Source organism: Gracilibacillus saliphilus, assembly GCF_010994085.1.
Taxonomy (GTDB): Bacteria; Bacillota; Bacilli; order Bacillales; family Amphibacillaceae; genus Gracilibacillus; species Gracilibacillus lacisalsi.
In genome coordinates, this window is record NZ_WJEB01000002.1 from 280,434 (window position 1) to 294,090 (window position 13,657).

Here is a 13,657-nt window from a genome sequence, read left to right on the forward strand (position 1 = left end):
ATCGCTGCGGCTGTCCACTTCGACTCCTGTGGGATCAGCGTGATCTGAAGATCCACTTTTGGAAAGCGATCTTCTTTACAACACGCCCCATGGAAAATAAACTACTTTATACCATCGATATATTATGTTGGTCAATGAAAAGGATCGGGTGGGCTTTTTCCCGGTTTTTCTTATTTTCCGATAACGAAGTATAAACAAAGATCTCTAGCTTAAAGCGCCAAAAAACTAGGCGCCTTCCCGAAAGAGCCCTACGATAATCATCACAAAAATGACCATATATTGCGTTGATACAAGCACAAAACATAAGTTTTGACATAATACATAATTAACTGTATGATATTCCAAGTATTTATATCAGATTAATCAAAAGGAGGAAAAAAGATGAACACAGTCTTCATAATTATCAATATTGCCATTATGTTATTATTCATTGGTATTTTAATAGGTATGCAGCGAAAATATGTATCGTTCAGTAAACGAGTTTTCGCAGGTTTAGGTCTAGGGATTCTTCTAGGTGCCTTTTTACAGATTGCTTATTCAGCAGATTCTGAAGTCGTTACGGCTACGACAGATTGGTATAACATTGTAGGTCGTGGTTATGTCCGCTTATTAATGATGATCGTTATACCATTAGTAATGGTTTCTATTATTCAATCTATCATTAATTTAGAGAAATCATCTGAATTAGGAAAAATGTCAGCATGGATTATTGGTATTCTTGTTTCTACCGCTATGGTTGCCGCAGTAGTTGGTGTAACTAGCTCTTCTATCTTTAATTTAAATGCAGACCAAATTGAAATGGGGCAAGCTGAACAAGAGCGAGCGGAGTCACTAGAAGAAACACTAGGATCAGTTGAAGGGATGACGACACCGCAAAAAATTCTAGAATTTATTCCATCTAATATTTTCTTAGATATGACAGGAGAGCGTGCAACATCTGTTATTGCTGTTGTTATTTTCTCTATACTAGTTGGGGTTGCCGTATTAGGTGTAAGAAGAAAACAACCGGAACAAGCAGAGAAATTCGTAGATATCGTCAACACTTTCTACACTGTAATCATGCGTATTGTGACCATCATTTTACGCTTAGCACCATTTGGTATTTTAGGATTAATGGCAAATACGGTAGCACAAACAAATGTAGCAGGTATTATTGAACTCGGTAAATTTGTTGGTGCATCTTATGTTGCGTTGATTATCATGTTTATCATTCACATGATTCTGTTAGCTTTGTTTGGATTAAATCCATTTACTTACACACGAAAAGTATTACCAGTATTAAGCTTTGCCTTCACATCTAGATCAAGTGCAGGTACTATTCCGTTAACGATTCAGGTACAGAAGGAAAGTCTAGGTGTCCATAGTGGTACAGCGAATATGGCAGCATCATTTGGGGCAACGATTGGTCAAAATGGTTGTGCGGGTATCTATCCGGCGATGTTAGCGGTAATGATCGCACCTAGTCAAGGAATCGATCCGTTATCACCAGGTTTCTTATTGCCTTTGATTTTAATCATTGGTATTAGTTCATTTGGCGTTGCTGGTGTTGGCGGTGGTGCAACATTTGCTGCGCTAATCGTATTATCATCTATGAATTTACCTGTAGCACTAGCAGGTTTACTTATCACAGTAGAACCATTAATCGATATGGGGCGTACAGCATTAAACGTAAATGGCTCTATTTTATCGGGTACATTAACATCTAAATTCATAAAAAAACTAAACATTAAAACGTATAATGATAAAGAAGCAATTAATAAAGACATTTCTTTATAATTAACTTTTAAATCCCCTCTTTTAGCCATAAGAGGGGATTTTATCATTGCATTATTACCTTTTAATTCTCCATCGATCCATCGTTATATAAAGAGCTGGAAGTAATAATAAAGTCAATATTGTCGAGAAAATAATCCCAGCTACAATGGATACTGCGAGTGGTTTAAATAATACATCACCGACAATGATAATAGGTGTCAACGCAGCAATCGAAGTCAAGGTCGTTAATATGATCGGTCGTAATCTTGCACGTCCTGCTGCAACGATGGCGTCTACTATATTACCATCATGTTGTTGTTTGTTTTGTTCAATAAATTCAATGATCAATATAGAGTTGCGAACAACGATACCAGATAAAGAAACAATACCAAGTACTGCTAAGAAGCTAAGTGGTTGCCCACTAATAAATAAACCAACAACTGCACCTGTCACAGCAAAAAACACAGTACTTGTAATTAAGACAGGCATCAACAACGAATTAAATTGCACGGCAAGTGTTAAATAGATTAGAAATAATACAATCACAAACAACTTAGCAATCTCAACAAAAAATTCTGTTTCTGCACTTGCTTCTCCACCCTCCATTAATACATAATCATCATCTAATCCAGCAAGTTTTGTCTGCATTCTTTCAATTACTGCTGCAGTATCGGCAGCGAAATCTCCTTCCCCTGAGTCATATGCAGCTATTGTGATAATTCTTTCTCCATTTTCATGAGTAATTGCTGCAGTTTGCTCTTCAGTTGAAGTAGATACAAATTCATCATATGAATAAGCCGCTGGTATTCCTTCTTCTGACGCAACAAATACTTGTAGTGAACTAAGGTCAATTTCCTCGTTTGTTCCCTCATCCAAAATTAATACCATGTCTAACTTGTTATTATCAGTGTTAATTTTAGATAGTGGCATACCAGCATTTGCAAGCTGAAGCGTGTTTTTTATTTGGCTAATTGCAATGCCATTTTCTGCGATAAAATCACGATCAATTTCATACGTTTTTACTAATTGACTTGTTCCGGCATTTAATGTTGCAATTTCAACAGATTTGAGTTCATTTAATTTATTCTTTAATAAAGTAGATTGCTCCAACAATACTGCTAAATCAGACCCTTTTAGTTTTAACTCTATTGTTGGAGATGGTGGTGGTCCTGATACAATTGTTTCTAGAAATATTTCTCCATTTGGAAATTGCTCTCGTAATTCTTCTTGATAGTTTTCAATATATTGAGTTGCTGTAGTTTGGTCACGATTAACGCGCACAACTATTTGACCGGTATTTTCGCCAGCTCTCGTTAAGCTTGAATTGAAGATGTTAGGTAGCCCACCCCCTGTATAACGAACTGTTTCAACCACATACTCGGTATTGTCTTGGATATATTGTTCTATTTCGGCTAATTTTTGGTCTGTTTCTTCTATTGGTGTACCTTCGTCCAACGTTAGAGAAAGTGTTACTTCCTGTCGATCTGCTGCAGGAAAAAATTCAAACGGTACTTTTATAATTAGCAACAGTAATAAAATACAAACGATCATCCCGTTTGCAACGGTTAGCCATGGTTTTTTCAGTGTTGCTGGCAGAATATTTTCAGCATAACGTTCTTCTAAGCGACGAAAAAGGGCTGTAAGTAAACCAGATTGGCGTTTTTTAGTGCGATATAACTTTAATTGTCTTGTATATTGAATAGTAGGAATAACGGTTAAGGCAATAAGCGTAGAAGAAATAATCGTTCCCATAAGAGCGATTGGTAAAGCTTTAATAAATTCCCCGTTACTTCCGGATAAAAAGGTCAAGGGAAAAAAGCTGAACACGATTAATAAAGTAGATGTTACAATTGAGACACCGACTTCTTTTACCCCTTTTTTTGCTCCCTCTAGTGGTGGGTCTCCCAATTGATAGCGTCGCATAATATTATCGTTCACAACAATCGCATCATCAACTAAGATACCGATCGCTACAATAATACCTATAATCGAAATTTGATTCAGATCAACTCCTGCATATGGCAAAGGGATTAAACCAATAATAATCGAGATCGGAATAGCGAATGCCACCAAAATAGCAGATGATAATGGTAATCCTAGAATCATAATAACAATAACAGCAAGTAAGGATATTCCAAAGGAAATGAGTAAGTTCGTGTAAACCTCATCGATAACAGTGCTTTGGGAATAAAATCGCTCTACAGAAACATTAGTAGGTAAATCTTCTTTTAAGCTGGTTATCTCATCATCTATTTTGGCTTGCAGGCTTGAGATATTCACACCATTATCCGCGAACAATGTCAGAGAAATAGCCGCTTTTTCATTCTGTGTGATTATATCTTCTAAAGGATCGTTTTCTACTGAAATTGTAGCAAGATCAGATAAATTCGAGTCCGCAGTTATCATGATATTTTCTAATTGTGACAGTTCGTTGGTAGAGTCAATATGTAAGAGAATATTCTGCTCCTCATCCCGTTCTGTTCCTAATGCACTTGGTGTTAATTCATTTTGGATCGCTTCAATTACTTGATTTGGTTGAATACGATTTTCTTGTAGCAATTCTTGATCCAATGCAATAACCACTTTATGATCTGGTAATCCTTTCACCGAAACAGTAGCAATTCCGTTTATTTCACTTAAAATAGATTTCCAATTTTCTATTTGTTCATAAGTAGACAACAACTGTTCATGGTCTTCACTTAATAGATGATAAGTAGCAACACTAGAGGTCGCCAGGTCTGTTGTTACATTGGGTGTCGCAACCTCTTCTGGAAAGCTATTTTGAGTGTCTTGTACAGTCTGCCTTATCTTAGAATAAACGAAATCACTATTAACATCATCTTCTAAAATAACTGAAATATTGGAAAAACCATATGTTGAAGCTGACGTTACTTGGTCAACACCATCAATTTCCATTACTTCTTCCTCAATCAGGTCGGTAATCATCTGTTCCACTATTTCAGGAGTTGCACCAGGATAAACAGTAGAAATAGTAGCAATGTTTTGTTCTATTTCCGGTATATCACGTTTTGGCGTTTGTAAGTATGTAAAAATTCCTGTAATGATTAATAATAAAACGAAAATCCAAACTATTTTTCGATATTTAATTAAAGTTTCCAAAAACTTCACCTCACTAAATTACTCTCACTGTTGGGGGTCTCCATTATGTATATTGTATATAATGAAATAAATGAAAACAACAAACGTTTGCAATTTTATCCAATTAGAGAGCATAATATGATAGTACCCTAATTAGAGGAGGATAAAAACATGCAAAAATTATTAAAAAAATATGCTCAACTAGCATTACATACAGGTGTGAATTTACAAGAAGGTCAAGGATTACTAGTCCTGGCCCCGATAGAAGCGATTGAATTAGTCCGAATCGTTGTCAAAGAAGCATATGAAATGGGAGCAAAAAATGTCCATGTTGAATGGAAAGATGATGAATTAACTTATTTGAAAATGAAACATGCGCCAATGGAAGTGTTAGAAACGTTCCCGGAATGGCGAAAAAATGCCATGGTTAGCATGGTGAAGGAGGGCTATGCAGTATTAAATATTTATGGTGAAAACCCTGACCTTTTGCAAGATATCGATGGGAAACGAATGGCAGCCGTAACGAAAGCAAGTTCTACTGCTTTAAAAGAATACCGTGATTACTTGATGAACGACCGAGCACGTTGGTCGATTGTTGGTTACCCAACGACGGAGTGGGCACAAAAAATATATCCAGATTTAAATGCAAAAGAAGCGAAGGAAACACTTTGGAAAGAAATTTTTCGTATTGGACGTGCTGATCAAGATGATCCAATCGAAGCGTGGAATAAACATAATCAATTATTACGCAATGCTCGTGAATATTTAAATGAGAAAAATTATGCTAAGTTGCATTTTCAAGCAGTAGGTACTGACTTAACGATTGAATTACCTGAAGGACATATTTGGCATGGAGGAGCAGCAAAGGCGACAGATGGCGTGACATTCAATCCGAATATTCCGACAGAAGAAGTATTCTCGATGCCACATAAATACGGAGTTAATGGTCAAGTAACAAGTACAAAACCTCTTAGTTTCCAAGGTCAATTAATCGAGAATTTCACCCTGACATTTAAAGACGGTAAGGTAGTTGATTACTCATGTGAGAAGGGAGAAAAAGCGCTTAAACAGTTATTAGAAGCAGATAATGATGGAGCATCTCGCTTAGGTGAAGTTGCCTTAGTACCGCATGAATCTCCAGTCTCCCAAGCGGGGATTATTTTCTTTAATACCCTATTTGATGAGAATGCTTCGTGTCACATAGCTTTAGGAAAAGCGTACCCAACGAATATAAAAGGCGGCTCTGATATGAAGGACAAGGAAATGGAGCAATACGGTGTCAATGACAGTATTGTCCATGAGGATTTTATGATTGGTTCTGCAGATATGAATATTGATGGAATTACGAAAGACGGAGAAAAAGAGGCGATTTTCCGTAATGGTACATGGGCGATCTCTTTCTAAAAATTTCAAAACTTTAACACAACATTTACAAATTGTTAACAATAAACGGAATTACTTTTTGTTCTTCCTTATAGAGGGTAAGATAGTATAAAACCGTTAGAAAAGGGAGAATAAATAGATGCAACGTGAAGCTTATTTTGATAATGCCAAGCTAGTCTTTATATTTTTAGTTGTGTTTGGTCATTTAATTCAACCTTTAAAACAGCATATCGAATTAGTTAATGTTCTATATCAATGGATATATTTATTTCATATGCCGGTGTTTATCTTAGTAAGTGGTTTTTTTGCTAAAGGTGCAAGTGATAAAGGCTACTTGCTTAAATTAGCTAAAAGGATCCTAATTCCATATTTCTTATTCCAGATATTTTATTCTGTCTACTTTTTAAGCATAGGTAAGAATAGCTGGGATACCACGTTGTATGATCCGCATTGGGGATTATGGTTCTTATTAAGTTTATTTAGTTGGCACATATTATTGATTGGATTTAAAAAGTTAAAACCTTTTTACGGAATTTCTTTAGCTTTTGTAATAGGTGTTTTGGTTGGTTATTTACCATTTATCGGACCATCTTTTAGTTTATCAAGAACGCTTGTCTTTTTCCCTTTTTTCTTAATCGGGTACTGGCTAAGCAAGGATCAAATATTTAGCTGGCAGACAGTCAATAAAAAGGCAATCGCAGTAGGCGCGTTAATTGCGGTGTTTATTGTAAGTTTTGTTACACCAACAATACCTTCCGAATGGTTATTTGGTTCCCAATCTTATCAGGTGTTGGATGCAGCGGCTAATGGTGGTTTGATTCGAGCATTGTTATATATCGTAGCAACAATAATGGTTTTTTCGGTATTACTTTTAGTCCCGAATAAACATTACTCTTTTACAACACTTGGTCAAAATACGATGTATGTCTATTTATTACATGGTGTTATTATCCAATACGGCCGTCAAGCGCATTTATTGGCCGTAGACCAAAACTTTGACACATTGGGTCTTGCTGTGATTGCGGCTGCCATTGTATGGTTCTTAGCATCCAAATGGGTTGTAACCTTCACCCAACCAATCGTCGAAGGAAGAACAGACCGCATTCAACAATGGTGGAAAGAACGAAAAAACAAACGCCAATCGTCAGATCAAGTATATCAATACCAAGAAAAGTCATCGTAAGATGGCTTTTCTTGTATGCAAAGAAGATATAATATCAGCATAATGAACGTGTTAAACGAAGTAGTTATTGTGAAATATTTTATGGCAACGCTTCGACTAATTACTTCGCTTTCCAAGGGCACGGTCTCAACTAACTTTGTAAAGTGGATTTTCGGCTCGTGCCATACCGTGCAAGAACTCTGTCTACACTCCCGCCATATCCTTCACCAAATAAATTTAAATGAACAAGCAAATAAAACAATTGATAAATCGGCTTTACTTCTTCATAATAATTCTCCAAAGGAAACACAGCTTGATAACTCTGGTAAAAATCAGCCGGAAAACCACCAAATAACTCAGTAAACGCTATTTCAAATAAATGATCCCCGTAAACAACAGATGGATCAATTAAATAAGGTTCTCCGTCCTTTCCAACAAGCCAGTTACCACCCCATAAATCGCCATGTAGCAGTGATACTGGTGGTGTTTTCGGTATGTATTGATCGAGATTTACTAACAAAGATTCCATCCGCTTCTGTCTTTTACCCTTCATTCTCCCTTTTTTTATAGCAAGCTGCATTTGCGGGCGAAGGCGCATCTCTCGATAATAGTCAACCCAGCTGTCATACCAGATATTTTTCTGTGTCAATTCCCCGACAAAAGTTGTTTGATCTAACCCATAAGATGAACTTGTCTCAGCTAAATGTAAAGCTGCTAAATTCTCTCCTAATACTCGACCAGTCGAGTTATTTTTGTTTCCTTCCACCCATTCCATGATTAACACCATTTCTTCATCACCTTTAGCGATGTCATAATGAAATACTTCTGGTACAGCAATGGTATTAGTAGCACGAATTCGTTCTAAGCCATCCGCTTCTATTTTAAAGAAATCTGCAGGTACATGTTGATTGGTTTTGATAAAATAATGCTTCTCAGCTGTTTGGACATAATAAGCCTGGTTGATATCACCACCAGCTATTGGCTGAACAAGCTGGACAGGGGAATCATCCCCGATTAATTGTAACTTTTCGTGCATAACGCTCCCTCCTTGTAAAACTAGTATAGCATCTGAAAATCAAGGTAGAAAAGCGAGGTTCTATCGTGTACAATAGGAAAGAATTTATTTATAGGTAATAGAGGTGAAAAGAATATATGCAACGAGAAAATTGGGCATCAAGATTAGGTTTTATGCTAGCTGCCATGGGTTCTGCTGTTGGCTTAGGTAATATTTGGCGGTTCTCTTATGTTGCTGGTGAAAATGGTGGAGGCGCATTTTTAATTTTATATATTTTGAGTGTATTAGTTATCGGTATTCCATTATTATTAGTAGAAGTGAGTATCGGAAGAAAGGCGCAAAGAGATATAGTTGGATCGTATAAGAAATTAGCACCGAAACAACCATGGTTTATGGTCGGTTACTTAGGTGTTGCGAGTGCCTTTTTGATTCTAAGCTTCTACAGTGTTGTAGCTGGCTGGGCGTTGTACTATTGGTGGAGATATGTAACAGGTGCAATGACCGAGATGCCGGACAATGGATTTGGTGGATCCTTTGAGGCTTTTATTTCACAGGATTATGCGCCATTATTCTGGCATGCGCTTTTCATGGGGATTACTATGTTTATCGTATTAGTCGGGGTAAAGAAGGGAATAGAGTTAGCCAATAAAATATTAATGCCGATTTTAGCATTAATGATGATTGCGCTAGCGATTTATAGTGTGACATTGCCTGGCGCAGGTGAAGGACTTGCTTTCCTTTTTCAACCGGATTGGTCTGTATTAGAGGACCCTTCTGTCTATATTGCGGCATTAGGACAAGCCTTCTTTTCACTGAGTTTAGGTGTTGGTACGATGATGACGTACGGAAGTTATTTAACGAAACAACATCAGTTACCTGGTGCGACAGTGGGAATTGGTGTGATGGATACTTTATTCGCGATCATTTCAGGTATTGTCATTTTCCCAGCTGTATTTGCCTTTGGCATTGACCCTAGTTCTGGACCGCCGCTTGTATTTATCACATTACCGGAAATTTTTTATCAAATGAATTTCGGTGGTATTATTGGTTTGGTATTCTTTACAGCATTAAGCTTAGCGGCGATTTCTTCTTCGATTTCATTGCTAGAAGTACCAGTTGCCTATTTGATGCGTGCGGCTAATATGTCGAGAAAATTAGCATCACTTATTGTCGGACTCGTGATTTTTGCATCAGGTGTCACAGTTTCCTTAGGAATGGGAAAATGGAGCGGTATCACCTTAATTGGTGATCGTAACATTTTAGATTCGATGGACTTTCTATCCTCCAATGTGTTCTTACCCATTGGAGGATTCACGATGGCATTATTTGTCGGCTGGTATTTTACTAAACAAGAGGCGTTGGAAGCATCGGATTTAACGAATAACCCAATTGGTGGTCTCTGGTATGTACTAGTGAAATTTATCGCACCATTCATCATTGCTATCATTTTCTTAAATTCGCTTGGAATAGTATAATAGCGTGAGAGGGGATGAGCGATTATGGCGATTACCAATCAGCAGATTTTACGAAAGATAATAGCCGAATGTGAACAAGCATTAAACAATGAAAGCAAAGTACGAGAGCATGCGAAAGCAGTGCAATCTTTAACAGATTTATTATTAGATCAGGATAAGAGTGCACCGTCTCAATCTACGAGCTCAATTGACGGTTTAGAGTGGCAGAAAATGGTGGGACAACCTGCGCCAAAACCACCGATGAAACAAGAGAAAAAGGTGGAAGATGACGGTGCTAATGGAGATTCACTACTTGACTTTTAAATAGGGAGTGGAGATACAGATGAAAATCTTTTTATTATTAGGTATTCTAAATGGTTTTCTGGCCGTGGCTCTGGGAGCTTTTGGTGCCCATGGTCTAGAAGGTAAATTATCAGAGAAGATGCTTGCTACGTGGGAAAAAGCAGTACAATATCAAATGTTTCATACTGTCGCCTTACTTGCAACAGGTTTATTAATGCCTAAAATTACGTCTGGAAGTATGGTGTCAGCAGGCTGGTTTTTCTTTGCGGGAATCATCCTGTTCTCTGGCAGTCTCTATATCTATTCCACAACCCAGATCAAAACATTTGCGATGATTACACCAATTGGCGGACTGGCATTTTTAGTCGGCTGGGTGTTGTTAGGCTATGCCGTAATTAAGTTTATCTAGCTTTTTATGACCCTTTGCTACCACCAAAGGGTCATTGTTTTTACCTATAGAAAAAGTATAAGCGCCATAATTCCGATGATGCCAATACCTCGTAATATAAATTGTGAAAAGAAAAATGAATGCCCCTTTTTCCACTCTTTCCAAGCTTCGATAAATAAATTTATACTTAAACTTGCTAAAGCAATCACCCCTAGCAAAGTCGATTGATTTTGCCATGCGAGTATAATAAATACAAGTGTCAAACTAAAACAGGCAATCGTTATTTCATCGTTTGAAGCTTTTTTCTTCACGATCTTTACCTCCATAAAAAAGACACAAGCAATTACTTGTGTCTGGGCTGTTGAAGTATATTCTTTTTCCATGTTAGGTAATTTATAGTAAAGTAGTTAATCAATGTAGAGCAATTTTCAATCTACAAAGTGTAAGATAACTCAGGTTATGGCGATAAGCTTTAGCGTGGTGAATAGTTTACGGTACCTGGATTTTGATTAAATGGATAATCATAATTTATCTCTTCATCGAATGTAATATAATCTAAGTATACCATCAATAACACATAACGCTTACCTGTTTCTGCATCACTTAAAATAATGTGATCACGGCCTGCTGCTTCGATAGTTCCTTTAAATACTTTTGCATTCCAGCGGTCATTGTTTTCGAACGTCATGTATACGGTAGCCCTTTTGCCTTTGTTTAACCGAAGGATGTTTTCAATATAGGACTCCTCTGCCGGAAGCATGCCAGGTACGTCTGAAACAGATGGTTGCTGTTGTTGGCCAGTTCCGATTGTTCCTCCTGACTGTGCCATCTGACCCATCTGTCCAAGTTGATCCATCCGTGGCATTTGTCCATATGGATACTGATATCCTCCATAACCACTTTGCATACCATAATAGCCTTGTGGAGTATATGGCTGCATATTCACAGGTTGCTGTTGGTTCGGGTTTTGATTTTGACTCATCGATAAAAGACTCCTTTCTATAATCGGAAATATGCTCGTGTATTTTTCCGCATTCCTACTAGCCATCTATATGCATTTTGTTTCGTAAACATGCATAAAGAAAAAACACACGGTAAATACCGTGTGTTTAGACAGCTAAATAAGCTGGAATCTCATCTGTTTTTAATATATTGCCAACATAGAATGGTCCGAACTCACCATATCGTGCACTGACAACATCAAAACGCATTTCATAGACAATTTTTTTAAGTTGTAGCACGTCTTTGGCGAATAACGTAACACTCCACTCCCAATCATCAAAACCCATAGAACCGGTAATAATTTGTTTGATCTCACCAGCATATTTTCTGCCCGTCAAACTATGCTCATACATTAATTGGCGGCGTTCATCCATCGGCAGCATATACCAGTTATCATTACCTTCACGACGCTTGTCCATCGGGTAGAAGCAAATATGATCCCATTGTGGCAACTTCGGCTTCAAGCGTGCACGAACACCAGGATTGTCTTCGGGATTGTCGTTTTCTTTCGACATATATTTGGATAGTTCTACAACTGATACATATGAGTAACTTGGTGTTGTGAACTCAGCAAATTTTGATTTATTAAAACGCAATTCGATTTCTTCTAGTTCCTTCATGGTTGGGCGAAGAATCATTAATATGATATCTGCTTTTTGTCCCATTATAGAGTAGAACGCATGACTGCCATCACGTGCTTCTGATACTTCTTCCCATTCACGGAGCATCTTCTGTAATTCATCGACTGCTTCGTTGCGCTCCTGTTCGGTAGCTTTTTTCCATTTTGTCCAATCTATTTTACGTAAATCGTGTAAACAGTACCAACCATCCATTGTTTCGACTGCTTCTGGCATTTTGATTCACTCCTTAGAATTGATTCTTTCGTTTTAATATAACATATTTGGGGAAAAATACTTATTGAAATGCTGTATCGAATAACAAATTTTTACAGAAAAATGAACAATTTTAAAATTTTTTATAATGAAACGCATTCATTTTGGTTCCTACTTTCATTATTACACAAAAACGCGTATCATATAATACAGATAATAATTTGGAGGGTTATAACATGAGCGATTTATTTGCGGATATTAAAAGTAGATTAGAAGGAAATGCTAGAAAAATCGTGTTTCCTGAAGGTTTAGACGAACGAATTTTAACTGCAGCAAGCATGTTGAAAAAAGATGGATTAGTTGAACCTGTATTAGTCGGAAGACATGAAAAAGTGGAACAGAAGGCGAAGGAGTTAGGCGTTGCTATCGATGGAGTGGAAATTCTCGATCCAAGCACTTACGCTGAATTTGATGAAATGGTTACGTCTTTCGTGGAACGTCGTAAAGGGAAAGCTACAGAAGAAGATGCACGTAAGATGTTAGTAGACGAAAACTATTTTGGTACGATGCTTGTGTACATGGGCAAAGCAGACGGCTTAGTAAGTGGTGCAGCGCACTCCACAGCAGACACAGTCCGCCCAGCGTTACAAATTATCAAGACGAAAGAAGGTACCAAGAAAACTTCTGGCGTCTTTATTATGGTGCGTGAAGAGGAGAAATACGTTTTCGCAGACTGTGCGATCAATATTGCACCAGACAGTCAAGACTTAGCAGAAATCGCAGTCGGCAGTGCTGAAACCGCAAAACTGTTTGATATTGACCCTCGTGTTGCAATGCTTAGCTTCTCAACAAAAGGTTCAGCAAAATCAGAAGAAACAGAGAAAGTTGCTGAAGCAGTTAACATCGCAAAAGAAAAAGCTCCGGGATTAACATTAGATGGTGAATTCCAGTTTGATGCAGCTTTTGTACCATCCGTAGCAGAGAAAAAAGCACCAGGTTCTGTTTTGAATGGTGACGCAAATGTCTTTGTATTCCCGGGCCTTGAAGCAGGTAACATTGGCTACAAAATTGCTCAACGCTTAGGTGGCTTTGATGCAGTTGGCCCAATTCTGCAAGGACTTAACCAGCCTGTAAATGACCTATCACGTGGATGCAGCAGTGAAGATGCTTATAAATTAGCACTAATCACCGCAGCACAAGCATTAGACGCACAGTAGATTTCTACTGTGCTTTTTGCTATATTAAGGGGAGAAAGGAGAATAG

12 protein-coding genes are annotated in these 13,657 nt (G+C 37.6%); 7 read left to right on the forward strand and 5 right to left on the reverse strand.

Annotation, left to right across the window (positions count from 1 at the left end; genetic code table 11):
* Positions 1–381 precede the first annotated feature (381 nt).
* Positions 382–1,776, forward strand: coding sequence for an L-cystine transporter (locus tag GHT08_RS05475; protein ID WP_163580433.1), 1,395 nt, complete (start codon positions 382–384; stop codon positions 1,774–1,776).
* Between the two features lie 54 nt (positions 1,777–1,830).
* Here GHT08_RS05475 and GHT08_RS05480 read toward each other — a convergent pair whose 3' ends face one another.
* Positions 1,831–4,884 carry an efflux RND transporter permease subunit gene (locus GHT08_RS05480; RefSeq protein ID WP_238343505.1) on the reverse strand — a complete coding sequence of 1,018 codons (3,054 nt, stop codon included), beginning with the start codon at positions 4,882–4,884 and terminating at the stop codon, positions 1,831–1,833.
* A 141-nt stretch (positions 4,885–5,025) separates the two neighbouring features.
* Here GHT08_RS05480 and GHT08_RS05485 point away from each other — a divergent pair, with 141 nt between their 5' ends.
* On the forward strand, positions 5,026–6,258 hold the full coding sequence (locus GHT08_RS05485; protein ID WP_163580435.1) for an aminopeptidase: 1,233 nt from the start codon (positions 5,026–5,028) through the stop codon (positions 6,256–6,258).
* A 118-nt stretch (positions 6,259–6,376) separates the two neighbouring features.
* Positions 6,377–7,420, forward strand: a complete 1,044-nt coding sequence (locus tag GHT08_RS05490) for an acyltransferase family protein (protein ID WP_163580436.1) — start codon at positions 6,377–6,379, stop codon at positions 7,418–7,420.
* 130 nt (positions 7,421–7,550) lie between these two features.
* Here GHT08_RS05490 and GHT08_RS05495 read toward each other — a convergent pair whose 3' ends face one another.
* A complete protein-coding gene (locus GHT08_RS05495) occupies positions 7,551–8,435 on the reverse strand; it encodes a fructosamine kinase family protein (protein ID WP_163580437.1) in 885 nt (294 codons plus the stop codon).
* Between the two features lie 116 nt (positions 8,436–8,551).
* Between GHT08_RS05495 and GHT08_RS05500 the strand changes: the two genes are divergently transcribed.
* Genes GHT08_RS05500 through GHT08_RS05510 form a run of 3 tightly spaced genes read left to right on the forward strand, consistent with a single transcriptional unit; the run spans position 8,552 to position 10,580 of the window.
* Entirely contained in the window at positions 8,552–9,889 is a 1,338-nt protein-coding gene (locus tag GHT08_RS05500) for a sodium-dependent transporter (protein ID WP_163580438.1), read from the forward strand.
* Between the two features lie 24 nt (positions 9,890–9,913).
* On the forward strand, positions 9,914–10,192 hold the full coding sequence (locus GHT08_RS05505) for a YwdI family protein (protein WP_163580439.1): 279 nt from the start codon (positions 9,914–9,916) through the stop codon (positions 10,190–10,192).
* 19 nt (positions 10,193–10,211) lie between these two features.
* The gene (locus GHT08_RS05510; RefSeq protein ID WP_163580440.1) at positions 10,212–10,580 is read left to right on the forward strand and encodes a DUF423 domain-containing protein; all 369 of its coding nucleotides are present in this window, start codon (positions 10,212–10,214) and stop codon (positions 10,578–10,580) included.
* Positions 10,581–10,624: 44 nt separating this feature from the next.
* Here GHT08_RS05510 and GHT08_RS05515 read toward each other — a convergent pair whose 3' ends face one another.
* The 3 genes from GHT08_RS05515 to hemQ form a co-directional block, all read right to left on the reverse strand.
* Positions 10,625–10,870: a hypothetical protein gene (locus GHT08_RS05515; RefSeq protein WP_163580441.1), complete on the reverse strand. Its 246-nt coding sequence runs from the start codon at positions 10,868–10,870 to the stop codon at positions 10,625–10,627.
* 161 nt (positions 10,871–11,031) lie between these two features.
* Positions 11,032–11,541, reverse strand: coding sequence for a spore coat protein GerQ (gerQ, locus tag GHT08_RS05520; RefSeq protein WP_163580442.1), 510 nt, complete (start codon positions 11,539–11,541; stop codon positions 11,032–11,034).
* Positions 11,542–11,668: 127 nt separating this feature from the next.
* Positions 11,669–12,415, reverse strand: coding sequence for a hydrogen peroxide-dependent heme synthase (hemQ, locus tag GHT08_RS05525; protein ID WP_163580443.1), 747 nt, complete (start codon positions 12,413–12,415; stop codon positions 11,669–11,671).
* A 215-nt stretch (positions 12,416–12,630) separates the two neighbouring features.
* On the opposite strand from hemQ, the gene pta reads away from it, so the two are divergent.
* Positions 12,631–13,611, forward strand: coding sequence for a phosphate acetyltransferase (gene pta, locus GHT08_RS05530; RefSeq protein ID WP_163580444.1), 981 nt, complete (start codon positions 12,631–12,633; stop codon positions 13,609–13,611).
* Positions 13,612–13,657 lie beyond the last annotated feature (46 nt).